Source organism: Cobetia crustatorum (genome assembly GCF_000591415.1).
GTDB lineage: Bacteria > Pseudomonadota > Gammaproteobacteria > Pseudomonadales > Halomonadaceae > Cobetia > Cobetia crustatorum.
Genome location: NZ_JEMF01000021.1, coordinates 39,060 through 65,811 on the forward strand (window position 1 = coordinate 39,060; position 26,752 = coordinate 65,811).

The following is a 26,752-nucleotide window of genomic DNA, read 5'->3' on the forward strand; positions in this document are numbered from 1 at the left end:
ACAGTCTCAGCCCATGATGTGTGCGGCGCCTAGCCGGCAACATTCCTCTGCCGTCAGCTCTCGCCACTCACCTATCGCTAACCCCTCCAGACTCAATCCTGCCACTGACTCACGATGCAGCCACACCACGCGATTGCCCAGTGTGCGCCACAGACGTTTGACGTGATGATGGCGACCTTCGTGCAGCGTCAGGCGCACTTCATCCGCCGCTAGAAACACCAGCGTGGCGGGCAAGGTAGGCCGTGGATCATGTTCCAGCAATACGCCTTCCGCCACGCATGCGACGGCACTGGCTCGCTCAGCGACTGACAGCGGCGACTCCAATCCCATGCGATAGATCTTGGCGGGGCCTTCGAGTCCGGCATCACTGATGCGTGCCGACACATCACCATCGTTGGTCAGCAGCAGCGCACCGGTCGTGGCGCGGTCCAGTCGGCCGACGTGATGAATTTCCTGTAGCCAGCCATCGTCTTCACCGCGCATCTCAAGTGAGATCCGCAGTACATCGATGACGGTGGGATGCTCAGCATCATGGCAAGCAGTGACGATGCCAGCAGGCTTGTTGAGCAGGACATGGCGGGGGCGACGCGCGACCTGCAAGCAGGTGCCCGGTGGCGAGTCGGTGTGTGACAGCACGAGCGTATCGAAAGGCCCGACTTCATGCAGCGGGTCACGCACAGTGAGCCCGTTGACCTGTACCTGCCCCGCCGCCAATGCCTGCAAGGCAAGGCGGCGGTTCAGCTGTGGCTGGCGCGTCAGCCAGCGATCCAACCGCATCGGTCAGTCCGTCGCCTTGAGTTGGGTTTCCATCTCTTCCAATGCTTCCTGAGCCTCGAGCCACTCTGCTTCAGCAGTATCCAGACGGTTCTTTATCTCGCCCTGACTGGCCAACAGCCTGGTCAGCTCTGCCTTGCGATCTGCCTCATACAGCGTGGCATCGCCCAGTGCCTCCTCGATCTTGTCCAGCTCGCCCTGCGCCTTGCTCATCTGCTGTTCGGCCTTGTCACTGACCTTCTTGAGCGGACGCAGCTTCTCGCGCAGTTCGGCGGCCAGACGCCGTGCCTCCTTGCGGTCCGGCGTGCGCGTGCTGTCGACCCCTGCATCGGCATCCTTCTGAGCGCGCGCTTCACGGCGCTCACCTTCGGCACGTGCCTTGAGCCAGGCACGATAGTCATCGAGATCACCATCGAAGGGTGTCACGCGTCCATCAGCAATACACCAGAACTCATCGACGCAGGCACGCAGCAGGTGACGATCGTGCGAGACGAGAATCACGGTGCCCTCAAACGTTGCCAGTGCATCGGTAAGTGCCTCGCGCATGTCGAGATCAAGGTGGTTGGTCGGCTCATCCAGCAGCAACAGATTCGGTTTCTGCCACGCAATCAATGACAGCGCCAGACGCGCCTTCTCGCCACCGGAGAACGAACCCACCAAGGCGTACACTTCATCACCGTGGAAGCCGAAGCTGCCAAGGAAGGTACGCACTTCCAGCTCACCCGCGGCCGGCGACAGGCGCAGGATATGGTTGAAGGGCGTCGAGGACAGATCGAGCCCATCCACCTGATGCTGGGCAAAGTAGCCAATCGCGAGATGCTCACCTGCCGTGCGCTGACCTTCGACCAGATCGAGCTCACCCGTCAGCGCCTTGATCAGCGTCGACTTGCCGGCACCATTGGGGCCAAGCAATCCGATACGCTGGCCGGGCAACAACGAGAAACGCACGCCCGACAGCTGTGGCGTCTTGTCGGGATAGCCAATTACCGCACGGTCCAGCCCCAGCAGGGGATGCGAGATCTTGTCGGCACATGGAATGGTGAAGTGAAACGGCGAGTCGGCTTTTACCGCTGCCGTCTCTTCCATCCGTTCCAGCATCTTCATGCGACTCTGGGCCTGGCGAGCCTTGGTGGCCTTGGCCTTGAAGCGCCGCACGAAGTCTTCGATCTCGGCGCGACGTGCCATGGTCTTCTCGTGCTCGACCTGCTCACGCACCAGTCGCTCGGAACGCGTGCGCTCGAAGCGGCTGTAATTGCCCTTGTAGACCACCAGCTTGCGGCGATCGAAGTGAATGATGTGATCACATACCGCATCGAGAAAATCACGATCATGCGAAATCAACAGCAGCGCGCCGGGATAGCGGGCCAGCCACTGCTCAAGCCACAACAAGGCATCGAGATCCAGGTGGTTGGTCGGCTCATCCAGCAACAGTAAGTCAGATGGCGTGAACAGCGTACGTGCCAGATTGGCACGCATTCGCCAGCCCCCCGAGAAAGCCACCAACGGTTGCGTCAGCTGTGCCTGACTGAAGCCCAGTCCGACCAGCAGCTGCTCGGCACGTGCACGCGCCGTGTAGCCATCGAGAGTATCGAAATGGGCATGCAGCTCGGCCTGACGCTGGTGTGCCTCCGAGGCTTCGGCAGCCGCTAGCGCGCGCTCTGTCTCGCGCAGGGCATGGTCGCCATCGACGACGTAATCGACGATCGGGCGCTCCAGCGCCTCGATTTCCTGCGCCATGTGCGCCACGCGCACGCCGCCCGCCAGTGAAACGGTGCCACTGTCCGGGATCAACTCACCGAGGATCAGGCCAAACAGACTCGACTTTCCGGCACCGTTGGGACCCACGATACCGGCCTTGTGACCGGCATGCAGCGTCAGGTCCGCTTCGTCGATCAGCGGCGCTCCGCCGCGTTGCAGGGCGAGCTGGCGCAGTGCAATCATGACAACCTCGATCAGAAATCCGGGGGACGTCGGCTTCACTGGCATCCTCCCGCAGGAGAGAGCACCATGGCTGGCGTCTCCCGTCAGCGGGAATCCACCACCAGCGAAAAGGCCGACTTGATGGGCGCATATTCTACCGGATTGTGGGACTACGCGCTGTCTCTGTATGACCAGTCAATCGATGTGGCAATGCATGATGGCTCCCTCGGCCTGAAGGATGTCATGAGTGCGTGCCTGTCATTGCAGGAAGAGGCCGGATACGACGTGTGTGAGCTCCTCTGGATCCATTGGCTGGCGGCCAATGGTGTCATGCTGGCGACGTCGCCAACCCGTCTGCTCGAAAGCGTACGCGACTGGCAGAGCTGGATGACCGGCATGCTGCGCGAACGTCGCCAACAGCTCAAACAGGAGCTGATGAGCCACGAGCCCATGTCCGACGACAGTGCCTCGCGCAGATTGGAACGCCTTTATGAGCAGCTGAAGGCCTGTGAGCTGTCCGCCGAGCAGGAAACGCTCGCGCAGCTGGAGGCGCTGAGCCCTGCCAATGATATTGCCCACCTGAACACCCCATTTGCGCGGAGCCAGGACCCGCTACTGGCGTTTCAACAATCGGTTGCGCTACTCAAGGGCCATGCAGGATGGGGCGAGGATGACTCACGTGTGACGCGGACCCTGAACCTGCTGGCACTGACTCGCGTGCCTGCCGTCAAGGCAGATGCGGAACTTGTGCGCGGCTGTTAGAGTCGGAGTAACACTAGGGCACCAGGATAGCCACACTATCCTGGTACCCATCGTGATTTTCGGGCCCGTCTCAGGCCCTTCTCATCCTGAAGGAGTTTTCATGAAACAGCTGGTTAGTGCCGTCGCGCTCGGCGCCCTCCTGGTCACCCCGTTCAGCTTTGCCGCAGACAAGAGTCTCGCGGACGAGCAGGCACAGCTCAGCTATGGCATCGGTGCGACTCTGGGCAAGAGCCTTTCCCAGGACATCACCGATCTGGATCTGGACGCCTTCACTCAAGCCGTGCGTGATGTCTACGCCAAGGGCGACATGAAGATGAGCGACCAGGAAATTGCAGACTCGCTCTCCAAGTTCCAGCAGAAGAAGATGGAAGAACAGAAAAAGGTCGTCGAACAGGAAGCCACGGATAACAAGACCGCTGGTGACAAGTTCCTCGCTGAAAACGCCAAGGAAGACGGCGTGAAGACACTGGATTCCGGCCTGCAGTATAAGGTACTGAAGTCCGGTGAAGGCGAGAGCCCCGCCGCTGAAGATACCGTCAAGGTAAACTACGAAGGCAAGCTGCTGGATGGCACCGTCTTCGATAGCTCCTATCAGCGTGGCGAACCGGTTAGCTTCAAGGTCAACCAGGTCATCAAGGGCTGGCAGGAAGCACTGCAGGAAATGAGCGTCGGCGATACCTGGATGCTCTATATCCCGGCTGACCTTGCCTACGGCAAAGCCGGCACTGGCGGCCCGATCGGCCCGAACGAGACACTCTCCTTCAAGGTTGAGCTACTCGACGTGACCAAGGCTGACGCCAGCAAGTAAGACCGACTTGGTAGCACCACCTCATGTCGGTAACAGAAGAGCCGCCCCAAGGGGCGGCTCTTCTTGTTTGGCTGGTACCATCTCCACGAAGCAGAACATCGATACTTGCTAATATCCGATAAATACTTGCACGGAAGTGTGGCAAAAATTGCTCGACCACCCTGTGGATAAATCTGTGGGGAAGCTATTGACCACAGGTTGATAATTCAGGGCCAAGAACACCAATGCGGCAGTGATACTGTCTGGATGCAAAGTGAACACTGACTTCCATCCATGCAGTCAATTATCGCAACCCACTGTTTTAAATAGATATAATAAATTCACTATTTCAGCGACTGCGTTGCAGGTTTGGTACATCATGATTATCCACAAAATTTCCAACCACCACTTGCCAACTTGTGGATAATGTGTATTTACCATCGGATTCTGGTAGGCATCGCATGACTCCGGCGGAGACTGATAACACCTCGCAGGTCAGCTACTCGCGGGTCTCGTTCAATACACGTGTCAAGCCAGCCCGAATGCCTGCAGCACCCGGCGTAAAGGGAATACGGTCGTAGATTCGGCCCTCGTTAGATACGAGATAAAGCGCTGCACCGTGATCAATGGTGTAGCCCAGTGCCGAATCCGGTGCTTCGACACGGCGATAGCTGACACCGTAGCGACGCGCGATCTCGGCCAATTCTTCATCACTACCGGTGACACCGATGAAGCGCGGCCCGAAATGCCCCGTGTACTCAGCAAGGCGCGCAGGAGTGTCGCGCTCAGGGTCCAGCGAGATCATCACTGGTACAACACGGGCAGCAGTGGCGGGAGGCAACTCCGCCATCACCTGACGCAAGGCAGCCAGCGTCATTGGGCAGACATCCGGACATTGGGTATAACCGAAGTAGAGCGCGACGACGGGAGCGGCACCTACGCTAGCCGCCTCGCCCATACTGACATCTGACAGACGGAATTCACCTTGCGCTGACATCAGATGAATGGGGCCACCGAGACTCGCCCACGCTTGCATGCCGGAGACAGGAGCAAGATCACGCTGCGCCTGCTGCCAGGCCACCCCGGCACCCACTAACGCCACCAACCCGATCGCTCCCAGCATCAGCCAAGTGTTGATCCGCTTTTTCTCTTCGCGCATGCCCTACTCCTGATTTTTACGCTCCGATACTTGAGCGTCAGCTTCCTGAGCGCCTGTCGCTATCATGTGCAGAGCGTGAGCGTCTCTCGTTACGAAATAGCTGATTCACCGAGCTCTCTAGCTGTTCTGCGGTAGACGCCTGCGGATGGCTGTCGAAGTCAAACCAGCTGCCGAGGCGCCCACGCTCAGTCGTGACAATGATCTGCGCTCGCCACGCCATGGTCGCACTACTGCAAAATCCCAACTGTCCTTCGCCAAGCCATTGCTGGCGCTCAGCACTTGGAGCATCAGTGGTCGCCAACATGCTGCGTTTGACGCCCATATCCATGTGGCGCCCGATAAAATCGACCTCCACGCCCTCTGGTGTCACGCCTTCGGTCACGACATGAATACCCAGTGGCGTCAGCGGGCTGATATCGCCCTCAAGCGAAAGCGTCACGCGACCAAAGCGGCCAAGTTCAGCGCTGCAGGGAGCATGGCTCAGCTCACAGGACTGGTTAGGCGCAAACCAGGTGACCTTGCCGTTACTGCCGTCACGCACAAGGTAGTAGTCGATCAGGTAGTACAGCGAGACCACGATCGTGATCAGCGTTACCACAATCAGCAGATTGAGCAGCGGTGGGCGAGCATTATCATCTTCGGCGCGATACATGGCAGTTCCGGTGACAGTCCGGCGTACAGCCGGAAAGGAAAAGTAGATATTGCTCAGCCACATGTCGCAAAAACAACCGAGCATGAAACCCAATACGACACATGAATGAATGCGGCAATATGTGACTCATGGCAAGCTTATCAGGCTGGCCTTTGGCACCCAGTATGCCTTCCCACACAATCAGACAAGGAATCAGAATGGCAAGTGTACAGCAGGCGCTTGGCCCCCTCTTCCTCTTGATCGTCATCGGGGCGCTGCTGGGCTGGAAACGCTTCCCGGGCGAAGGCTTCTGGAATGAGATGGAGCGACTGATCTACTACGTCCTGTTCCCCGCCATGCTGCTTTCCACACTGGCACGCGCCGACATGGCGAGTGTACCCGTCATTCCGCTGGCTAGTGTGATGCTGGGCGCCATGCTGCTGTTCTCCGCAGCCCTGTGGCTATGCTGGCGGCATGCCCCTGACTGGCTGAGTCGACAGCTAGGCGATGCGGCCTCATTTACCTCGCTGTTTCAGGGCAGCATCCGCTTCAACAGCTACGTCGGTGTCGCCGGTGCTGCAGCATTGCACGGCACAACAGGCGCGACCGTCGCCGCCGTCGCGCTGGCTCTGATGGTGCCTGTCGCCAACCTGTTGTGCGTGATGGCCTTCATTGCCGCGGGAACCCTTGGAGAAGGCGGTTTTCTGCGCTCACTCAAGGCGCTGTCACGTAACCCACTCGTCCTCGCCTGTCTGGCAGGTACCGCACTGAATCTCAGTGGTGTGGGTCTGCCGGGCTGGAGCGGCGATACACTCGCGCTGTTGGGCAGAGCGGCTCTGCCGCTAGGACTGGTCGCCGTCGGCGTTGCGTTGCGTCCGCGCGTACTGCTCGCCAGTGGCAGCGTGGCTTGGCTTGCGAGCCTTCTCAAGCTATTGGCAATGCCTGCCCTGGTCGTGGTGCTGTGCCAGCTGGCTGGCCTGACGGGAGTCGCGCGTGATGTAGCGATTCTGTTTGCCGCGCTGCCGACGGCAACCTCGGCCTATATTCTCGCTCGTCAGATGGGCGGTAATGCCGAATTGATGGCAGCGCTGATCACGGCACAGACCCTGTTGGCCATGCTGACGCTGCCGTTCTGGCTGTCTATCTGATGTAAAACACGCATTCCCCGTAGAGCAGACAAGAAAAAGGGCATCCCCATATGAGGATGCCCAAGACCGTGACTAGCTTGATGAGGAGAAACACCGTAGCGGGGGCCTGACTCCGCCACTACGGATGGGCTTGCGCCCTGCGATGTCTGCCCGGACACCGCCTATACAAGATAATCATTCTCATTTGCTTTTGCAAGGCAAACGCGAACAATTTCTATTTAAGTTTTGTCTTGTGCATCTTCCAGCCCAAAGACTCTCAGCTCGCCGTGCAGTTCGACATCCAACACGTCCAATGCCTCAGCACGTGCCAGCCCTTCTCGCTCGGCACGATATAGGTGCGGCGTCATGGTCAGCAGATCACGAATCTGGTCATTACCACTCAGTGACAGTCCTGCATGCAGGTGCTGCACGTCGCCCTGTGGTGTGAAGCCGGCCGCTACTGCGGCACTCAAGCCGGCTTCGCCACGCGCGGGTTTCAGCTCACGGTAGAGAATCTTGCGCAGGGCCAGCAGGTGCCCGCTGCCCGCCTCCAGCAATACGACACGTCCCCCAGGCTTCAGTACACGGGCGAATTCCTGCCATACCGGGAATCCGAAGGCGCAGATCACGACATCCAGACACGCATCCGCCAGCGGCAAGGCAGCATTGGTCCCGACCAGCCAGGCCGCATCGCGTGACTGCCTGGCGGCGGCCAACACGGCATGCTTGGAGATATCCAATCCTGCCGCTTCCAGCGTCACGCCACGAGCATGTGCTCCGTGCGCCAATTGGCGTAGATAGAAGCCTTCGCCACACCCGGCATCCAACACGGCCAGTGGATCAGCACCGGATGACGCGATATCTGCCTCAACTTCCTCCAGCACACGCTCTGCCAACGCCGTGGCCAGTGGCTGGTAGCCTCCCAGTGCGAACAGTCGCTGGCGTGCCATCACCATTCCCTTGCTGTCACCAGGGTCGAGGCTACGCTTGCGCTGCACCGGCAGCAGATTGACATGCCCTTGGCGGGCGATATCGAAACGATGTCCATCGACACAGCACCAGCTCTGGCCATCGCGCTTCAGTGGCTGAGCATCCAGCGGACAGATCAGGGCTGTCAGTGGTGTCATCGTGGGGCGATCAGCCGAATCGGCAACAAGCGACGTCATGGATAGCAACTCTCGGGACGAGAAAGGGGAGAAAAAGAAAGCGTGTAGTGTTAAACGCAAGCGGCCACCCGAAGGCGGCCGCCATGCACAGCATCAGAACCTGAGAACGGTTCAGTCCTGCTTGACGAAGATCAGGTCCCACACGCCATGACCGAGACGCTCACCGCGCTGCTCGAACTTGGTCAGCGGACGAAAGTCCGGACGCGGTACATAGGGTGCGCTTTCAGCAGGTGCGGTGTTGGCGAAGCCGGAGCTTCGGCCATTTCTTCCGCCATCGCTTCCGCGTAGTTGGCCCAGTCAGTCGCCATATGAAAGTGACCGCTCGGCTTGAGCACACGACGCACTAGCTCGACGAAGGCCGGCTGCACGATGCGACGCTTGTGGTGCTTCTTCTTCGGCCACGGGTCCGGGAAGAATAGCTGGAAGGTGTCAGCACTGCCCGCAGGCACGCAGTCCGCCAGCACTTCCAGTGCATCGTGACGATAGACGCGCAGATTGGTCAGGCCCAGCTTGTCAGCTTCATCCAGTAACTTGCCGACGCCCGGCGCATGGACCTCGATACCGATGAAGTCCGTCTGCGGGTTAGCCTGAGCCTGTTCACACAGTGACTTGCCCATTCCGAAGCCGACTTCAATGACCAGCGGGCCACGACGGCCGAACAAGGCCTCGAGATCCAGCTCGCCCTGTTCATGACGCAAGCCAAGACGCGGGAAGATCTCGTCGAGACCACGTGTCTGGGCCTGTGTCATACGCCCGCCGCGAATCACGTAACTCTTGATGCCACGCTTGCGGGCCACGGCTTCATCGGCCACGGAAGACGTGTCTTGTGCATCAGACGCTTGCGCAGCTGTACCAGCAACGTCAGTAGAGGGGGACGTATCGTCCTGCGGCTTGGTGGTCTCGTCAGTCATGGTGTCGTCTTGGTCTTTGCATGAAACGATGCCGGAGCATCGGGTTCGAATTCAGGTGAGCGGCTAGGCTCAGCCAGTGATCAGGCCAGCTCCCGGCGATGATGCGCGAGCGGTGACGTGGGTCGGCATACGGCCTGCAAGGAAGGCGCCACGCCCTGAAATCACGGCCTGGCGCATGGCATCGGCCATCATCAATGGCTGGCGAGCATGAGCGATGGCGCTGTTCATCAGCACGCCATCACAGCCCAGCTCCATGGCAAAGGCGGCCTCGGATGCCGTTCCTAGCCCGGCATCCACCAGCACTGGCACATTGGCACGCTCGATGATCAATGACAGGGTATGCGGATTGAGAATGCCGAGACCAGAACCGATCAGCGAGCCCAGCGGCATGATGGCGCAGCAGCCGATTTCCTCAAGCTGGCGCGCGACGATGGGGTCATCAGAGGTATACACCATCACGTCGAAGCATCGGCGACCAGCTGTTCGGCAGCCTTGAGCGTCTCAACGACGTTGGGATACAGCGTGTCTTGATCGCCCAGCACTTCCAGCTTGACCAGATTGTGACCATCGAGCAGTTCACGGGCCAGCTTGCAGGTGCGTACCGCATCACGCGCGTTGTAGCAGCCGGCGGTGTTCGGCAGGAAGGTGTAACGGCTGGGAGATAGCACGTCGAGCAGATTCGGCTCATCGCTGCTCTGGCCCAGATTGGTACGCCGTACCGCAAAGGTGACGATTTCCGCACCAGACGTCTCGATGGCCGAGCGCGTCTCGGCCATGTCCTTGTACTTGCCGGTACCGACCAGCAGGCGCGAGGAAAACTCGCGACCAGCAATGGTCAGTGGAGCATCGCCCGGCACTTGGGTCATGGCCTGATTCAGGGTGGCGTCACGCGGTGTCTGGGCAGAACTGTCTGTCATGATGACCTCATCGGGCTGGACGTGAAAAAGATGTCAATCAGGTGGACAAGATGATCAGCCACCACCAATGGCATGCACGATTTCGATACGGTCACCGTCATGCAGACGAGTGCCGGCATGCTCGCTACGTGGCACGATATCGTCATTGCACTCGACTGCCAGTCGCCGCCCCTCAAGACCCAGGCTCTCGACCAGTGCTGCAATGGTGGTGGTATCCGCGACCACGTGATCTTCACCGTTGAGCTGTATCTGCATGCTATCGCTCCCGCGAAAAGAGGCCGCTATTGTAGCGGCTTTGCGTGGGTCGGCGTAAGCATTGGCGCATCGCGCTTACTTATCACCTCTGCCACTTGTTGAAGGAAATCCCGCTATGCACCGCAACGACTCACACTCTCGCCACTGGTGGCTAGCCATGGGCCTGGCCGGCATGTCTACCGTGGCCCTGGGAGCCTTTGCCAGTCATGGTCTGCGCGGCACGCTCAGCCCTGACATGCTGCGCGTTTTCGAGACCGGCGTACGCTACCAGATGTGGCATGTACTGGCGGCCGTCGGGGTACTGGCCTGGCACTCGGTGCAACCGCTGCGCGGCCAGATGCTGACGTTGAGCCTGTGGGCAGCCGGCATGTTGCTGTTCTCCGGCTCGCTGTATGCCTTGGCGACAACCTCATGCACTGCGCTAGGCATCATCACACCCATCGGCGGCCTATTACTGCTGGGTGGCTGGCTAAGCCTCGCCATTACCGGCTGGCGTCAGCACGGTGACGAAGAAAAAGACCACAACACGCTTTAGCAGCAGGCCCAGGCTTCCAGACTTCACTCGTCTACATCGCCTAGTCATCACGCTCGGGCAGCGTATAGGTCGCGGTCACGATGGCGACCGGTTCAGTATCGCCGTGGCTGAACAACTCGATCTCACCAACGGCCAAGCGACGGCCCAACTTACGAAGACGGGCAGTGGCCATCAGATCTCTATCTCCCCGCGCGCGGCGCAGAAAGTGAATATTGAGATCACTGGTCACTGCCATTGGCTCCGGCCCTATCTCACCCAGAATGGCGACATAGAGACACACGTCCGCCAGCGCCATCATCGCAGGGCCGGAGACGCTGCCGCCGGGACGCAGATGCTCGTCCTCGATCGCCAGCCCCATGGTGGCCCAGCCGTCGCCGACGGCCTCGATGGTGCCCATTCGCTGGGGGAAGACATCATCGAGGAAATCCTCGATGGCAGCAGCGTGCATGACGGGCATGGAGTGCTCCTCGACAGAATTACGATAGCCAGCATGATGGCGCTAACCCAAGCATGCCGGAGAATGATGCTGCCAAGGCTAGCGTCAAATGCGAAGTTCGGAAATATTCAGCGCGTAAAAAGCTCCCTCTGAGAGCCTTGTTTTACGCGTGAGACAACAACGGCGGCCCAGGGCCGCCGTTGTTGTCTTGACTCCTGATGAGCCACAGCCGTACAAGCTAGCGCCGCATCAGTGCGCTTGCTGCTTCTTCTCGAGGCGGCGGCGATGCAAGACTGGCTCGGTGTAACCGCTAGGCTGCACGCGTCCCTTGAAGACCAGCTCGCTGGCAGCCTGGAAGGCGACCGAGCCCTCAAGATCATCCGTCATCGGCTGATAGCTCGCATCGTCTGCGTTCTGGCGGTCTACCACGCCCGCCATACGTGCAAGAGTGTTCTGCACCAGCGCAGTATCAACGATGCCATGATGCAGCCAATTGGCAATGTGCTGGCTGGAAATACGCAGCGTGGCGCGATCTTCCATCAAGCCAACATCATGGATATCCGGCACCTTGGAGCAACCGGTCCCGTGGTCAATCCAGCGCACCACATAACCGAGAATTCCCTGAGCATTGTTGTCCAACTCGGCCTGAATCTCTTCGGCGCTCCACTGAGGATTGGTTTCCAGCGGAATCGTCAGCAGGTCATCAAGGCTGGCACGCGGGCGAGTGAGCAGATCATGCTGCACATCCTTCACCGACACCTGATGATAGTGCAGCGCATGCAGCACAGCCGCAGTCGGCGACGGTACCCACGCAGTGTTGGCACCGGCACGCGGATGGCCGATCTTCTGCTCCAACATCGCGGCCATCAGATCCGGCATCGCCCACATGCCCTTGCCGATCTGCGCACGTCCGCGCAGGCCACATTCCAGGCCGATATCCACGTTCCACTTCTCATAGGCCTGAATCCACGCCGAGCCTTTCATGTCGCCCTTGCGCAGCATCGGGCCGGCTTCCATCGAGGTGTGAATCTCGTCACCGGTACGGTCCAGGAAGCCAGTGTTGATGAAGGCCACCCGCGAACTGGCCGCTGCAATACAGCTCTTGAGGTTGACGGTAGTGCGGCGCTCCTCATCCATGATGCCCATCTTGATCGTCGCGTTCGGCAGTCCGAGCAGTGTCTCGACTCGTGAGAACAGTTCGTCGGCGAAAGCGACTTCCTCGGGGCCATGCATCTTGGGCTTGACGATATAGACAGAGCCAGTGCGCGAGTTACCGTGATTGCCTTCGCCCTGAAGGTCGTGAATGGCAATCAGGCTGGTGAAGATGGCATCCATCATGCCTTCCGGCGCTTCACTGCCGTCTTCGAGCAGAATGGCCGGATTGGTCATCAGGTGACCCACGTTGCGGATGAGCATCAGCGAGCGACCATGCAGCACGCGCGGCTTGCCATCGGCACCGATGAAGTCACGATCAGCGTTGAGGCGACGCGTCATCGAGCGACCGTTCTTCTCGATCGTCTCGGTCAGATCACCCTTCATCAGGCCGAGCCAGTTGCGGTAGACCACTACCTTGTCATCGGCATCCACTGCAGCGACCGAATCTTCGCAATCCATGATAGTGGAGAGCGCGGCTTCCATGATCAGGTCACTTACGCCAGCAGGATCAGTTTTGCCGATGGCATGTTCAGCATCAATGACCAGCTCTGCGTGCAGACCGTTATGGGCAAAGACGATGGCGCTCGGCGCGGATTCTTCGCCGCGATAACCCAGGAAGCGCTCCGGCGACTTGAGACTGAGATCACGCCCGGCAACCCGCACCAGTAGATGGCCATCGCGGATCGCATAACCTTCACTGTCGTGATGACTACCGCCTGCCAGCGGTGCAATGGTATCCAGCACCTGACGCGCATAAGCCACGACCTTGGCACCGCGCACGGGATTGTAGGCACCACCGCGTTCAGCACCATCATCTTCACTGACCGCGTCAGTGCCATAGAGCGCATCATAGAGCGAGCCCCAGCGCGCATTGGCGGCATTCAGGGCGTAGCGGGCATTCATTACCGGCACCACCAACTGCGGACCCGCCTGCTGGCAGATTTCGCTGTCGACATTGCTCGTGGTCGCCTCAACGGTGTTCGGCTCTGGTAACAGATAGCCGATCTCTTCCAGGAAGGCTTTATAGACAGTGAGGTCTACCTTGCCCGGATGTTCGCGATGCCAACGGTCAATCTCGCCTTGCAAGGTCTCGCGGATTTCCAGCAACTCGCGGTTGCGCGGTGCCAACTCATGCAACAGGGCATCAACACCCTTCCAGAAAACCGCGGGCGCGATACCAGTGCCCGGTAGCGCCTCCTGCTCAATGAAGTGATGTAGGCCGGCATCAATGCCCAAACGTTCAATGTGAATGCGATCGGTCATGCGTGTGCTCTCCCTGGAAACGAATAGCTGGAAACGTGACGTCAGTGGAATGGTTCACCCGTGAAATGATTCAGCGGTACAACAATTAGCGGCCGAGCGCTTACAGATCACCTCACCATACCTGATGCCATGCCTTGCGGAAGGTGGGGTTTGACCAATGAACAATAGGCTGAAGCCGGATTACCCCTCGATAGACGATTTATCGTCTCGGCTGTCGCTCGGCAACACGCAGGCCGTCATACATCAAGAAACACTGTTCTTTCTATAGCTCGCAGCCGCGCCAGCCGCTAGCATGGCAGCATTATGGAGATGACCATGCCCGATTTCAGTGAACTGCTCGACCACGGCCCTTTTATCCGCCTGCCTGACATGCTGCCGGGCCAGACGTCCAGTCCACTGGAGTGCTATCTGAGCCATTACGGCCTGGATGCCCTGCGCAGTGAAGACATCACGGTACATGCCGGACATCTGGACGCGGGTGGCTTTCGCCTGTGGGCCCAGCTGTGGACGCCACCTAAGCCGCGCGGCACCATCTTTGTGGTGCATGGCTATTTCGATCATCTCGCGCTCTATCGCCACCTGCTGGCGCATCTACTCCGCCAGGGATGGCAGGTCGCCCTGTGGGATCTACCGGGCCACGGGCTATCGTCCGGCGAACCGGCCTCGATTGACGACTTTGGCGATTACGTCGGCTGCCTGAAATTCTTCCAGCAATATCTGGAAACTCGCGAACTGGCACCACGCCCCTGGTTTGGCGTTGGTCAGAGTACCGGCGGTTCAGTGCTGGCCACCGATGCGCTGACGCGCGGCATGGACTCGCAATGGCGTGGCATCGCGCTGCTTGCCCCGCTGGTACGCCCACATGGCTGGCCGCAGTCACGCTGGCTGCACAGCATGGCGCGCCCCTTCATTGACTCCATCCCGCGCAAGTATCGTGCGAATACCAATGATGCGGCCTTCTATGAGTTTCTCAGTACCAATGATCCACTCCAGGCTGATCGGCTGGCAGTGAAATGGGTAACGGCAATGCGCGCGTGGATTCCACGCATACAGGCGCTCCCTCCCTGTCAGCTACCTACGCTCATCTTGCAAGGTGAACAGGATACGACTGTCGACTGGCAGTGGAACCTTGGAGTGCTGGCCAGCAAATTCCCCAATGCACGTATTCATCGTCACCCCGAAGCTCAGCATCATCTAGTCAATGAGGCAGAGCCCATCCGGACTGCACTGTTTGCCGAGCTGGATACCTTCCTCGATGCCCTTTCGCCGCGTGTCGTGCCTGCTCATGCAGGGGATGACGACGCAGGAGCTCCGGCATGCAACGCCTGATGCGCTGGGGCCGCCCGTTGGTCGTGGCGCTGTTGCTCGGGTTACTTGCCGGATGCATGGGTCTGGATAGAGTACCGCGCGCGGAGCGTGACCCGATCTACGGTCTTGGGCAGAGCGCTGCTCGCCTGATTGCCGAGCAGCACTGGTCACCGCCATTGGTGCAACAGGTTCTGCTGCTGGCACCACCCGAAGTGGATGCCACACTCGACACACAGCCCGGCGCGCTGAATGAAGCTCTGACGCGTGCCCTGCTCTCGCTGCAGGACGGCCCTCAAGTGCTTAACTGGAGCAAGGACCGCCCCGGCATCGCCAGCAATCAATGGCGTCTCGAAGCACAGCTCGAGGCCAATGGCGTCCCGCTGATGCTGTCAGACCGTACGCTACAGTCTTATCAACTGACGCTGACACTCGTGCGCAGTACCAGTGCCGAGCGCAACGAGACGCGTGAGTTGATGCTGAGCGGTGCCTTTGATCAAGCCGCGCTAGAGGCACTGGCACACACCCGAACAGCACCCTGATGCCGTAGTGCGCATGCCGATTCTCTGGCGCGCTGATGTTTTGTCCATGTCATGCGCCAACGGCCAGCTTCCTGACGTGCCTGTTTTTCTGACACGCCTCTTTGTTCTGACATACCCACCGTTATCATTTTTCGGAGCCCACATGACCACCGCTCGATCCCGCCGCTTTCTTGCCCACCTTTATCAGGATGGGCCACATAACCCGTTCCCCGGCATCAAGGCGCTGGAACGCAGACTGGGCCACTCGCTGCCATATCAATATGGGTCCAATGAAGGCCTGGATATGCCGCATCGCGAACTGAGCGGCGCGCTGGGCAGTGCACTGGCAGGCCTGAGCCGCAGTTACTCCGACGCCGATGCCTGGCAGTTGCGTCAGCAGTTGGCGGTGCACCTCTCTATTTCCATGGAAAGCTTGTTGGTAGATGCCGGTGCCGACAGTCTGCTGGCCTTGGCCATTAGGGCGACTGTCACTGTCGGTGAGCGTGTCGTGACCAGCGCTGGCACCTATCCGACCCTCGCTTACTTCGCCCGTGCTCAGGGTGCTGAGGTCATCGAAGTCCCTTACTCGGAAGCCTTCGCGGATGCGGCCAATGATGGGCAGTTAGCCCCCGATCTCGCGGCACTGGCTGCTGCAGCGCATGAACACGATGCGCGCATCGTCTACCTCGCCAACCCTGACAATCCCAGTGGCCATCTGCATACCGATGCTGCTGTTCGTACATTGCGCGATGCTCTTCCGGAGCACTGCAGTCTGCTGCTCGACGAGGCCTATCACGACTTCCGTGATGACGCCGCTACCGCAGACAGTGCACCGATGACGGCCACCTTCCGCCTGCGAACCTTCTCCAAGGCCTATGGGCTGGCAGGCTTGCGCCTTGGCTTCATGATCGCAGATCCTGCCGACATCGCTCTGCTGATGAAGGTACGGATTCACTATGCGGTCAGTGCGCCAGCACTGGCAGCTGGCGAACTGCTGCTGTCACATCCTGATGAAGCAGCAGCTCACGTGACAAGCGTCATTGAGGTGCGTGAGCGCTTGGCAGCACATCTACGCTCGTTCGGTGGCGAGGTACTGCCTAGCGCAACCAATTTCATCTGCGTTCGCCTCAAGAGCGCCGAACAGGCAGCGCAGGTTCAGCAGCTGTTGCTGTCTGAAGGCGTGCTAATCAATCGTCCGCCACACCCCGCACTTGGCCACATACTGCGCATTTCAACACTGGAAGACAGTTTGGTGCCGGGACGCCTGACTCACCTGGAACACGCCATTCAGGAAACCCCAAGCGCATGAGACTGATCATATGAGCCTTGTGAGCGGTATCGTGCGCGCCGCACTCAGCATCACCATGCTGGGTGCGGCAACCTGGCTAACTCCTGCGCTGTGGTTCCGATTACCAGGACCGGAGGTACTGCGTATCGGTATCGCGGTACTGGTTGGCACGCTGGCACTGCTCTGCGTCGTGGCACTGTGGTGGCCTCAAGCCAGCACACTTCGCTGGCGGTTGGCGGGGAGCTATCTGATGCTGCTGGTCGCCAGCCTGGCGTGGTGGCACAGCATTGCGCCGCAAGCCGATCGCGACTGGGCAGAAGAGGTTGCGCATCTGGTCGAGGGACGTGTGATTGAAGGGCAGGAAAGCCAGACTCAGCCAGATGTAGGACACTCACGCGGCGCTGTACTGCATCTCGATCACGTGCGTGATTTTGAATGGCATACGCCAGAAGACTTCACGCCACATTGGGAGTCGCGCGACTATCCCCTGGATGAACTGACCTCCGTTGACCTGCTCACCAGCCACTGGATGGGGCCACAGATCGCCCACACCCTCGTCAGCTTTGGCTTCGCCGATGGTCGCTATCTGGCCTTTTCGGTGGAGATCAGAAAAGAACGCACCGAAGTGTTCTCGACACTGGGCGGAATGTTCAAACAGTACGAACTGGCGGTGATTGCCGCCGACGAGCGCGATATCGTACGGGTGCGCAGCAACGTGCGCGGTGAGGAAGTGCACCTCTATCGGGTACAGATGCCGCAGGAAATGATGCGTGAGCTGCTGCTGGCCTACGTGGACGAGGCCGAGACATTGCGCACCCAACCTCGTTTCTACAACACTGCTTTCAGCAACTGCACTACGCTGGTCTACGCGATGATGACGCGCCTGACAGATGGCTTGCCTCTCGACTACCGCCTGCTGCTCTCCGGCTACCTGCCAGAATACGTCGCGGATCAGGGCGCGCTCAGCGATACCGCGCCCTTCGCCGAGCTGAAAGCCAGGAGCCTGATCAACCCCGCGGCACTGGCCGCAGACCAGCAGCCGGATGGTGACTTCTCGCGCTTGATTCGCGAAGGCATCCCCGGCGCGGACCGGCCATCTTTCTAGACGCGAACCCTGCTCGTGTTACGCAGAACGTCGCTCTGGCCCAGCCCCGGGGCGCGCAGGGTCACGCCCCATCATGCGATCCAGCTGTCGGTAACCGATAGCCTCCATCAGCTGGGCTCGCTGCACTCCCTCCTGCGCAATCAGATCACTTAACGTCAGCGCGACACGCAGCACGCGGTGGTAGGCGCGCGCCGAGAGATTCAGTCGCGACAGCACGCCAGCCAGCCATTGCCGCTCGGCATCATCGAGCTGACAGGCAGCCTCCAGGTCCGGCGTACTCAGGTGTGCATTGAGCCCTCCTCGTGCCAACTGGCGAGTACGCGCGGCCAGTACGCGGGCGCGCACCACTTCAGAGCCCTCACCGGGAGTCGCCGACGTCAGTTCTTCCGCTGGCAATCCCGGCACCTCGACCTGCAGATCGATACGATCCAGCAACGGACCAGATAAGCGGGCCTGGTAGCGCTGAATCTGCCCGGGCGTACAACTACAGTTGCGACGCGAGTCTCCCAGATAGCCACAGGGGCAGGGATTCATCGCCGCGACAAGCTGAAAGCGCGCTGGGAAGCGACGCTGATGACTGGCACGGGAGATCAAGATCCGGCCACTTTCGAGCGGCTCCCTCATTACCTCCAATACCCCCCGATCAAACTCCGCCAGTTCGTCCAGAAACAGCACCCCGTGGTGGGCAAGCGAAACTTCGCCTGGGCGCGGCTTTGAACCACCGCCCACCAGAGCCACCCCGCTGGCAGTGTGATGCGGTGCTCGAAAAGGTCGCTGCCCCCAGCGCTCCATGATCGGCAGACCACACACCGAACGCACCGCCGCCACCTCCAGCGCTTCGTTTTCGCCCAACGGCGGCAGAATGCCCGACAGACGACTGGCTAGCATCGTCTTGCCTGTACCCGGTGGACCTGCAAAAAGCAGATTGTGGCCGCCAGCCGCCGCGATCTCCAACGCACGTCGTGCCTGATGTTGCCCGCGCACCTCGCTGAGGTCTGGTTCCGGCAGTCGCGCCTGAGGCGTCACCGCACACACATGCGGCGTGATGCGCTCACGCCCCAGCAAATGAGCGACCAATTCCAATAGATGCCCCACCGCCAGCACTTCCAGCTGGTCTGCCAGTGCAGCCTCATCAGCATTCGCCATCGGCACCACCAATGCGCGCCCTGCTCTGCGACAACATAGTGCGGCGGGCAGTACGCCAGTCACGGGACGAATACTGCCATCCAGTGCCAACTCGCCAAGGCATTCCAGTTGAGCCACCGCTTCTTCGGGTATCTGCCCTGATGCCACCAGAATGCCAAGTGCGATCGGCAGGTCAAAACGACCGCCCTCCTTGGGCAAATCAGCTGGCGCTAGGTTGAGCGTGATGCGACGCGCTGGAAACTCGAACCCCGCATTGAGCAGCGCACTACGGACGCGCTCGCGACTTTCTTTCACCGCCGTTTCCGGCAGCCCGACAATCGATAGCCCCGGCAGCCCATTGGAGAGATGTACCTCAACCTGAACTTCTGGTGCCTCGAGACCGAGCGATGCTCGCGTGCGCAGCATTGCCAATGACATGAGCCTTCCCTTGCGTGATGCCGTCGCTACGTTGCACGGCGAGAGCGAAGCAGGGCATGTGCCCTCCGATATACCAGGATACTTACGTCACCCAGCCTCACAAGCATGGCAAAGCTCATGCTGATAAGAACCCTGCTGACTCAACGCTAGCCAAAACTCAATCAATGCCAGAACCCCGCTCAATATCAGAACACTGCTTCTGCTAACAGATAGCAGGCAAAATTGACGTGATACACACGTGACCTATTCTGAATGACTCATCGTTAGCGTAAATTCTCTTACGACTGCAAATATTGTCGCTACTGAATACGTAATGAATAAACCGACTGTGGATAACATTACATAAAGATATGAATTGTTCTTTCTACAGCGCTCAAATACCCATCAATTCCTCATGGCAACAGCCTGACAGACTAGTGATTTGAGGTGATTTTCGACTAGAGCCTCAACTAGGACGCTCATCAGCCTTTCAGAAAGATTCCAAAGGACGAAATATCAACGGAATGCATCTCAAAAGAACATCTCAGTAGCCGAACGTGATTGGTTGTCGAGGCGGTAATTTCTTTAAGAGCCATGATTTAACCTGCCATCAGCCATTAAACCCTCAAGAAATGGCGCCATTTTTTCTCTCGCACAGAAATATCTCCTCGAGCGAGCGTGTCCCTGCCATGCTTTAGTCCTTGCACCAGCTTGGCGACGTCAATGCGCCTCGTTTTCCATTTCTACCTCATCAAGCGCATCGTCCCCAAAGGTGCACCGCGACAGTGCCTATCTGGACAGCTGCTGGTATATTTGACCGGCTTTTCTAACCATGTGGTCAGGTAAGCCGCCAAGCTGTCTCACGGAATGTCGCTCTAGCGCGGCAGAGAATCGTCCAACCCACGGAAGGGCCAGCCATTCAGGGCGACTTTGGCTTGTTTCAGGAGCAATACCCATGCAAGACATGCTTGCCCCGCTGGCATCCTTTGCAGATGTCATTGGCATGCTGGGCACCACCCTGGTGGTCGGTGCCTTCTTCATGCTGCAGATAGGCAAACTCGATGCCCGCAGCCTGACCTATAATCTGGCGAACCTGAGTGGCGCCGTTCTGCTGCTCATCAGTCTGTGTATCAACTTCAATCTGGCCAGTTTCGTGATAGAAATCTTCTGGATCGTGGCCTCGATAGTGGGGCTGGTACGCTGGATGCTGGGGACGCGCCCGCACGCCGCCTAGCGGATGACGCGACCTGCAGATACGAAAAAGCCGCCACACCCTGAGGTGTGGCGGCTTTTTTCATCCCGATGGCATGCCGAACTGCGGCTCAGACTTCACGCATCACGCTGACGCTCGACTTCTGCAGCGTGGCTTGCGCTTTCTTCGCCTGCAACCGGTGTACAACTGTCTTCATCCGCGGTTTGCATACCTGTCACCAGTCCCTGCTTTTCCAGCAGCGATTCTAGCGCAATGACCTGCTTTTCCAACGACTCGACACGGCTACGCGTACGCGTCAGCACATCCATCATGATGTCGAAGTCTTCCCGCGATACCAGCTCCATACGATCAAAGGCACTGCGCATCACCCCCTGCACAGACTTCTGCAGCTCCTCCGGGCCATGAGAGGCATCTTGCAGGCGCTCACCAATTTGCTGGGCCATCCGCCCGATGACGTCATTCTTGAACATGCTTCACCTCAGACGTTGCGTGCCGATCGCCTGATGCCATCAGGGTCGACGCGGTAAAAAGGACACCCCCCTGATATATGGAGCGCCGGTTCTTGCTACAAGGATACGCAACCCGCTCGCAAGTCGCATGTTCAGAACACACATCATGCCCGCACGCCTTCTGATGACCCTCTCAGATGACTCCCTCTGCACCATATTAGCGTTACCCCCTACGTCGAAAGGCGCAAGGCCAGCACCAAAACAGTGCGCCCTTGAGGGCATGCTCATTCGCCTCTTTTCTTCGTCGCGGAAATGGGCCGCTCTCAGTCAATGCAACTGAATGAGTTAAAAGGTCTTTTCGCCAAATGGCACGCCTCCTGCGATGCACTTGGCAAGAACAAGGCACTTTGGAGTTGTGCTTCAGACAGATCATTCAGGTAGCGAACGGGGGCAGCACATGAAACTGATCACCGCCATCATCAAACCCTTCAAGTTGGACGACGTGCGTGAAGCGCTGGCAGATAACGGCGTTCAAGGCATTACCGTCACCGAGGTGAAGGGCTTCGGTCGGCAAAAAGGGCATACCGAGCTCTATCGCGGCGCTGAATACGTCGTCGACTTTCTTCCCAAAGTGAAGATTGAAGTGGCAGTCGATGACAGTGATGCAGAGAAGGTACTGGACGCCATCACCCAAGCGGCCAACAGCGGCAAGATTGGTGACGGCAAGCTGTTCGTCACTCCTCTGGATGATGTCATTCGTATCCGTACCGGTGAACGCGGCGCCGACGCTGTCTGATCACCGCGCACAATAATAAAGGAGAATCCCGCATGAACGAGATCATCGAGGTCAAGTACGCACTTGATACCTTCTACTTCCTGGTCTGTGGCGCACTCGTGCTGTGGATGGCCGCCGGCTTCGCCATGCTGGAAGCTGGCCTGGTACGCGCCAAGAACACCACGGAAATTCTGACCAAGAACGTGGCTCTGTTCGCCATCGCCTGCACCATGTACATGGTGGTCGGCTATCACATCATGTACTCAAGCCCTGAAGGCGGTTTCCTGCCGAATCTGGGCTTCTTGATCGGCGCCGAGAATACTGCAGAAGACGCGCTCGCTTCCGGTGGCGACATTTACTACAGCGCCCGCTCCGACTTCTTCTTCCAGGTCGTGTTCGTAGCGACCGCCATGTCCATCGTTTCCGGTGCCGTTGCTGAGCGCATGAAGCTGTGGGCCTTCCTGTTGTTCGCCGTGGTCATGACAGGCTTCATTTACCCGGTGCAGGGCTACTGGACCTGGGGTGGCGGCTTTTTGAGCGAAGCGGGCTTCAGTGACTTCGCCGGCTCCGGCATCGTGCACATGGCAGGCGCTTCCGCCGCACTGGCAGGCGTGCTGCTACTGGGCGCTCGTCAGGGCAAGTACGGCAAGAATGGTGAGATTAATGCCATCCCGGGCTCCAACCTGCCACTGGCAACCCTGGGCACCTTCATCCTGTGGCTAGGGTGGTTGGGCTTCAATGGCGGCTCCGAGCTAGTGCTATCCAACATCGATGAGGCCAATGCAGTCGCGCAAGTCTTCGTCAACACCAATGCTGCTGCCTCTGGTGGTGTCATCGCCGCCCTGGTGCTCGCTCGCCTGTGGTTCCGCAAGGCGGATCTGACCATGGCCCTCAACGGCGCACTGGCTGGCCTGGTCGCCATCACTGCTGGACCACTGACGCCGAGTATCGGTGAAGCTACGCTGATCGGGGCTGTCGGTGGTCTGCTGGTCGTGTTCGCTATCGTCGGCCTCGACAAGCTGAAAATCGATGATCCGGTCGGTGCCATCTCCGTCCACGGCGTCGTCGGCCTGTGGGGCCTGATGGCAGTACCGCTGACCAATAGTGATGCTACCTTCTCCGCACAGCTGCTGGGCGCCGCTACCATCTTCGCTTGGGTGTTCTTCGCAAGCCTGGTGGTATGGATGATCATCAAAGTCACCATGGGCCTGCGCGTCACTGCAGAAGAAGAATACGAAGGCGTGGATCTGGCAGAATGTGGTATGGAGGCTTACCCGGAATTCACCTCCAGCCGCAAGTAATCCAAGTCAGATGCTCACACGCACTCAAAAGACTCCCGCCATATGGCGGGAGTCTTTTTTCCTGATCGAATAAGCGGTGTATGCTTGAGCCATAGGCTGGCGTGGCGAGCAGGGCGTCGTCACCCGCACCATCACCCAAGGAGAGACACGATGAAACTGGTCACTGCCATCATCAAGCCATTCAAGCTCGACGACGTGCGCGAGTCCCTGTCGGAGATCGGCGTGCAGGGCATCACCGTGACCGAGGTCAAGGGGTTCGGCCGTCAGAAAGGGCACACTGAGCTATACCGTGGTGCCGAATACGTGGTCGACTTCCTTCCCAAGGTGAAGCTCGAGGTCGCGGTTGACGACGCCATGATCGATTCAGTCATCGAAGCCATCACCAATGTCGCGAACACTGGCAAGATCGGCGACGGCAAGATCTTCGTTTCACCGCTGGAGCAGGTCATTCGCATCCGTACCGGCGAAACCGGCAAGGACGCCGTCTAACGCCACGTTCTCGGAGCAGACACCTGTACTCTGATATTTCATGGCCAGACAAAAAAACCGCAGGCCAATGGCCTGCGGTTTTTTTGTGCTATCCGACAACTTACTTCTCAATCGTTACTGTTTGCCTACCAGTTCTCGATCATCACTTCTCGACAAAGGCACGCTCAATCACGTAATCACCCGGCACGCCCATCTTCGGTGAGATGGCAAAGCCACGGGTATCCAGCATGGCACTGATGTCGTCCAGCATCGCCGGGCTGCCACAGATCATGGCGCGGTCACGCTTCGGGTCCAACGGCGGCAGACCAATATCTTCGAACAGCTTGCCGCTTTCCACCAGATCAGTGATACGGCCCTGATTGCGAAACTCCTCGCGGGTCACTGTCGGGTAGTAGATCAGCTTCTCCGCGATATCTTCACCAAGATATTCGTGCTTCGGCAGCTCTTGCGCGATCACATCGGCATAAGCCAGCTCAGAGACGTGACGCACACCGTGCATCAGAATGATCTTGTTGTAGCGCTCATAGGTCTCCGGGTCCTGAATGACGCTCAGGAAGGGCGCAAGGCCCGTACCGGTGGAGAACAGGTAAAGGTTCTCACCCGGTAGCAGATCATCCAGTACCAGCGTGCCTGTCGGCTTGCGGGACACCATGATCTGATCGCCCGGCTTGAGGTGCTGCAGGCGAGAAGTCAGCGGGCCGTCCTGCACCTTGATGGAGAAGAATTCCAGGTGCTCTTCGTAGTTCGGGCTGGCAATCGAATAGGCGCGCATCAGTGGCTTGCCTTCGACTTCCAGACCAATCATCACGAACTGGCCGTTCTTGAAGCGCAGGCTATCTTCACGCTGTGTGCGGAAGCTGAATAGCGAGTCATTCCAATGATGGACGTCGATGACTTCTGTCGTGGTCAGGCTGCTCACTTGATGCCTCCCGGGGCACTGCCCCTCAAATTCAATATTCACTATTGGAATAAACAAATAACAGCTTATGACCCAATGAACTATGCGACGATTGTAGTCACTTGCGGGTTATGCGTTAAATGGTTTATCTGGATATAGGTTATCTATTTTATCAATATTGATTGCGAATGAATCTTATTTCAACCTTGTGATGGCAATAAACCTTCCGTAACAGCGATTTCTCGCGTTGCGCCCGTCACCACACTATCTACCTACGTGCGTCATAGGAGGCAAAATGCGCTACAGCCTGCGTCAGCTGGCCGTCTTTGTCGCCGTGGCTCGCCACGACAACGTGTCATTGGCCGCTGAAAGCCTGGCCATGTCGCAATCCGCTGCCAGCACGGCATTGGCAGAGCTGGAGCGTCAGTTCGACTGTCGGTTATTCGATCGTCACGGCAAGCGTCTGCGCCTCAATGGGCTGGGACGCGAGCTGCTGCCCAAAGCCATCGCGCTGCTCGATCAAGCCGAAGAGCTTGAGCAACTGCTCGGGCAGCAAGACGCGACTGGCTCACTGGAAATTGGCGCCACACTGACCATCGGTAACTATCTCGCACCACAGATCATCGGCAGCTTTCTGACCCAGCACCCCGCAAGCCGCGTCGAGCTGCACGTACACAACACACATCAACTGATCGACAAGCTGGTGAACTTCGAGCTCGATATCGGCCTGATAGAAGGGGAGGTAGAACATCCGCTGCTGGAAGAGGCGCACTGGGTCAGCGACCGATTGAGCATCTTCTGTGCGCCCTCACACCCACTAGCGCAGGGGCTGGCGCAGGGACTGTCCCAAGAGGGCATCACCCTGGACCGACTACTCGCCACCCACTGGATCATGCGTGAGAGAGGCTCCGGCACGCGCAGCACCTTTGAGCAGGCCTTGCGCCCGCACCTTGACGGCCCATCGACCAGTGTCGCCCAGCGGCTCGACATCATGCTGGAGCTGGAGCATACCGAAGCCATCAAGCGCGCAGTAGAAGCCGGCCTGGGCATTGGGTGCATCTCTCGTCTCGCGCTGCGTGACGCCTTCCGGCGTGGCAGCCTGATCGAGATTCCCACGCCCTGGCTGGAGCTCACTCGCGCCTATCGCTTCGTGCATCACCGTGACCGCTTCATCACCCAAGCCATGCGCGAGTTTGTCGCAAGTTGTCGTACATTGAGCGGCTCTGCCTCGCGCAGTGACGAGATCGTACTCCCACAGGTGTTGTAAATCAGCTATTTACAAGAGAGTGAGTACCCACATACAAAACACTACCGAGCAGCTGCTCAGTAGTGTTTCTAACATGCTATCCGAAGACTCAAGCCTTCTCTCGATGGCTAACATGCATGCTAGCCACTCATTACTTATAGCGTTCAGTAGTCAGTGCCGGAAGCCAGTCAAGCGCGCCTTGATCTGGTCTGCACTCTCATGGGAAAGATCCTTGTCGAGCGTCTCAATGACTAGCTTGGCCACCGACTTGTCTAGCTTGTCACGCAAGACACCGAGAAAGCTGGGAGCCGCTGCGATAATCAGTTCATCAAACTTGCCGCCATTGGCGGCCTGCTTGAGATAATGAGCCACCTCTTTGGCGAAGAAAGCCTGATGTTTATCGGAGGTGGCGCCGTCATCACCTGTCTGGTGGAGACTTCCGTGTCCACCACTGGACTCACCCTTACCGCCGGTTCTCAAGTCGCCAGTATGCTGACGACTCTCTGGATGGACGAGGCTTTCCACTTCGGTGATCTTACCAGCAGTACGGGCAAAAACACGGGCACGAGCGGCATCGGCAGCAACGATGTAAGTAACCATTTACACACTCCCTATCTCTTGCGAGGCGTTAGTGATGAAGCAGGTAACAACTCTCTTTCGCGTTCATTAAAAGGACATGCTGCCGACACAGCACACATTCAACCCCGAAGAATGTCCCCCCCCCATTTGCTAGCCAGACTCACAACACGTACAGAACCAGTTCGCCATCACGCCAAGCCGCCGACACCAACGTCGCCGCTCCCGGACATGACGTAACTGGCG

General features: G+C 58.7%; 25 protein-coding genes and 2 pseudogenes. 13 read left to right on the forward strand and 14 right to left on the reverse strand.

Annotated features, from left to right (window positions below; genetic code table 11):
- Positions 1–6: 6 nt before the first annotated feature.
- Together BF12_RS0106005 and abc-f are read right to left on the reverse strand one after the other, a co-directional pair.
- The gene (locus BF12_RS0106005; RefSeq protein ID WP_024951486.1) at positions 7–777 is read right to left on the reverse strand and encodes a pseudouridine synthase; all 771 of its coding nucleotides are present in this window, start codon (positions 775–777) and stop codon (positions 7–9) included.
- 3 nt (positions 778–780) lie between these two features.
- Entirely contained in the window at positions 781–2,715 is a 1,935-nt protein-coding gene (gene abc-f, locus BF12_RS0106010) for a ribosomal protection-like ABC-F family protein (protein ID WP_024951487.1), read from the reverse strand.
- Between the two features lie 66 nt (positions 2,716–2,781).
- Here abc-f and BF12_RS0106015 point away from each other — a divergent pair, with 66 nt between their 5' ends.
- The gene (locus tag BF12_RS0106015; RefSeq protein WP_024951488.1) at positions 2,782–3,456 is read left to right on the forward strand and encodes a TIGR02444 family protein; all 675 of its coding nucleotides are present in this window, start codon (positions 2,782–2,784) and stop codon (positions 3,454–3,456) included.
- A gap of 100 nt (positions 3,457–3,556) precedes the next feature.
- Entirely contained in the window at positions 3,557–4,264 is a 708-nt protein-coding gene (bamJ, locus tag BF12_RS0106020) for a BamJ family beta-barrel-assembly machinery protein (protein ID WP_024951489.1), read from the forward strand.
- A 478-nt stretch (positions 4,265–4,742) separates the two neighbouring features.
- Here bamJ and BF12_RS0106025 read toward each other — a convergent pair whose 3' ends face one another.
- Entirely contained in the window at positions 4,743–5,402 is a 660-nt protein-coding gene (locus BF12_RS0106025; protein ID WP_024951490.1) for an SCO family protein, read from the reverse strand.
- A gap of 37 nt (positions 5,403–5,439) precedes the next feature.
- Entirely contained in the window at positions 5,440–6,054 is a 615-nt protein-coding gene (locus tag BF12_RS0106030) for a hypothetical protein (RefSeq protein ID WP_024951491.1), read from the reverse strand.
- Positions 6,055–6,251: 197 nt separating this feature from the next.
- Between BF12_RS0106030 and BF12_RS0106035 the strand changes: the two genes are divergently transcribed.
- Positions 6,252–7,181 carry an AEC family transporter gene (locus tag BF12_RS0106035; protein WP_024951492.1) on the forward strand — a complete coding sequence of 310 codons (930 nt, stop codon included), beginning with the start codon at positions 6,252–6,254 and terminating at the stop codon, positions 7,179–7,181.
- Positions 7,182–7,399: 218 nt separating this feature from the next.
- On the opposite strand, the gene BF12_RS0106040 is transcribed toward BF12_RS0106035, so the two are convergent.
- From BF12_RS0106040 to thiS, 4 genes and pseudogenes are all read right to left on the reverse strand, one after another.
- Positions 7,400–8,326, reverse strand: coding sequence for a putative RNA methyltransferase (locus BF12_RS0106040; RefSeq protein WP_084487992.1), 927 nt, complete (start codon positions 8,324–8,326; stop codon positions 7,400–7,402).
- A gap of 111 nt (positions 8,327–8,437) precedes the next feature.
- Positions 8,438–9,237: pseudogene (gene trmB, locus BF12_RS18930) on the reverse strand (tRNA (guanosine(46)-N7)-methyltransferase TrmB).
- A 69-nt stretch (positions 9,238–9,306) separates the two neighbouring features.
- A pseudogene (locus tag BF12_RS18935) lies at positions 9,307–10,103 on the reverse strand (thiazole synthase).
- A gap of 105 nt (positions 10,104–10,208) precedes the next feature.
- Entirely contained in the window at positions 10,209–10,409 is a 201-nt protein-coding gene (thiS, locus tag BF12_RS0106055; protein WP_024951494.1) for a sulfur carrier protein ThiS, read from the reverse strand.
- Positions 10,410–10,524: 115 nt separating this feature from the next.
- On the opposite strand from thiS, the gene BF12_RS0106060 reads away from it, so the two are divergent.
- Positions 10,525–10,944, forward strand: a complete 420-nt coding sequence (locus BF12_RS0106060) for a DUF423 domain-containing protein (protein ID WP_024951495.1) — start codon at positions 10,525–10,527, stop codon at positions 10,942–10,944.
- Between the two features lie 40 nt (positions 10,945–10,984).
- On the opposite strand, the gene BF12_RS0106065 is transcribed toward BF12_RS0106060, so the two are convergent.
- Positions 10,985–11,401 carry a PaaI family thioesterase gene (locus tag BF12_RS0106065; RefSeq protein WP_024951496.1) on the reverse strand — a complete coding sequence of 139 codons (417 nt, stop codon included), beginning with the start codon at positions 11,399–11,401 and terminating at the stop codon, positions 10,985–10,987.
- A gap of 228 nt (positions 11,402–11,629) precedes the next feature.
- Positions 11,630–13,798, reverse strand: coding sequence for a malate synthase G (locus tag BF12_RS0106070; protein ID WP_024951497.1), 2,169 nt, complete (start codon positions 13,796–13,798; stop codon positions 11,630–11,632).
- 315 nt (positions 13,799–14,113) lie between these two features.
- Here BF12_RS0106070 and BF12_RS18940 point away from each other — a divergent pair, with 315 nt between their 5' ends.
- The 4 genes from BF12_RS18940 (at position 14,114) to BF12_RS0106090 (ending at position 18,017) form a co-directional block, all read left to right on the forward strand.
- Positions 14,114–15,127, forward strand: a complete 1,014-nt coding sequence (locus BF12_RS18940; RefSeq protein WP_024951498.1) for an alpha/beta hydrolase — start codon at positions 14,114–14,116, stop codon at positions 15,125–15,127.
- On the forward strand, positions 15,115–15,645 hold the full coding sequence (locus BF12_RS0106080) for a hypothetical protein (protein WP_024951499.1): 531 nt from the start codon (positions 15,115–15,117) through the stop codon (positions 15,643–15,645). Before BF12_RS18940 ends, BF12_RS0106080 begins: the two co-directional genes overlap by 13 nt.
- Positions 15,646–15,787: 142 nt before the next feature.
- Positions 15,788–16,933 carry a pyridoxal phosphate-dependent aminotransferase gene (locus tag BF12_RS0106085; RefSeq protein ID WP_024951500.1) on the forward strand — a complete coding sequence of 382 codons (1,146 nt, stop codon included), beginning with the start codon at positions 15,788–15,790 and terminating at the stop codon, positions 16,931–16,933.
- Positions 16,934–16,943: 10 nt separating this feature from the next.
- Entirely contained in the window at positions 16,944–18,017 is a 1,074-nt protein-coding gene (locus BF12_RS0106090; RefSeq protein WP_024951501.1) for an Lnb N-terminal periplasmic domain-containing protein, read from the forward strand.
- Between the two features lie 18 nt (positions 18,018–18,035).
- Here BF12_RS0106090 and BF12_RS0106095 read toward each other — a convergent pair whose 3' ends face one another.
- The gene (locus BF12_RS0106095) at positions 18,036–19,580 is read right to left on the reverse strand and encodes a YifB family Mg chelatase-like AAA ATPase (protein ID WP_024951502.1); all 1,545 of its coding nucleotides are present in this window, start codon (positions 19,578–19,580) and stop codon (positions 18,036–18,038) included.
- 934 nt (positions 19,581–20,514) lie between these two features.
- Between BF12_RS0106095 and BF12_RS0106100 the strand changes: the two genes are divergently transcribed.
- The gene (locus BF12_RS0106100) at positions 20,515–20,793 is read left to right on the forward strand and encodes a CBU_0592 family membrane protein (protein WP_035159267.1); all 279 of its coding nucleotides are present in this window, start codon (positions 20,515–20,517) and stop codon (positions 20,791–20,793) included.
- Positions 20,794–20,888: 95 nt separating this feature from the next.
- Here the strand turns inward: BF12_RS0106100 and BF12_RS18945 are convergent, their stop codons facing one another.
- Positions 20,889–21,242 (reverse strand): accessory factor UbiK family protein, encoded by a 354-nt coding sequence (locus BF12_RS18945; RefSeq protein ID WP_024951504.1) that lies wholly within the window; start codon positions 21,240–21,242, stop codon positions 20,889–20,891.
- Between the two features lie 436 nt (positions 21,243–21,678).
- On the opposite strand from BF12_RS18945, the gene BF12_RS0106110 reads away from it, so the two are divergent.
- From BF12_RS0106110 to glnK, 3 genes are all read left to right on the forward strand, one after another.
- Positions 21,679–22,017: a P-II family nitrogen regulator gene (locus BF12_RS0106110; protein ID WP_024951505.1), complete on the forward strand. Its 339-nt coding sequence runs from the start codon at positions 21,679–21,681 to the stop codon at positions 22,015–22,017.
- A gap of 32 nt (positions 22,018–22,049) precedes the next feature.
- Entirely contained in the window at positions 22,050–23,297 is a 1,248-nt protein-coding gene (locus BF12_RS0106115; protein WP_024951506.1) for an ammonium transporter, read from the forward strand.
- Between the two features lie 150 nt (positions 23,298–23,447).
- Positions 23,448–23,786, forward strand: coding sequence for a P-II family nitrogen regulator (gene glnK, locus BF12_RS0106120; protein ID WP_024951507.1), 339 nt, complete (start codon positions 23,448–23,450; stop codon positions 23,784–23,786).
- Between the two features lie 142 nt (positions 23,787–23,928).
- Here glnK and BF12_RS0106125 read toward each other — a convergent pair whose 3' ends face one another.
- Positions 23,929–24,705 carry a ferredoxin--NADP reductase gene (locus BF12_RS0106125; protein WP_024951508.1) on the reverse strand — a complete coding sequence of 259 codons (777 nt, stop codon included), beginning with the start codon at positions 24,703–24,705 and terminating at the stop codon, positions 23,929–23,931.
- A 274-nt stretch (positions 24,706–24,979) separates the two neighbouring features.
- On the opposite strand from BF12_RS0106125, the gene BF12_RS0106130 reads away from it, so the two are divergent.
- A complete protein-coding gene (locus BF12_RS0106130; RefSeq protein ID WP_024951509.1) occupies positions 24,980–25,951 on the forward strand; it encodes a LysR substrate-binding domain-containing protein in 972 nt (323 codons plus the stop codon).
- A gap of 150 nt (positions 25,952–26,101) precedes the next feature.
- On the opposite strand, the gene BF12_RS0106135 is transcribed toward BF12_RS0106130, so the two are convergent.
- A complete protein-coding gene (locus BF12_RS0106135) occupies positions 26,102–26,530 on the reverse strand; it encodes a host attachment protein (protein WP_024951510.1) in 429 nt (142 codons plus the stop codon).
- Positions 26,531–26,752: the final 222 nt, after the last annotated feature.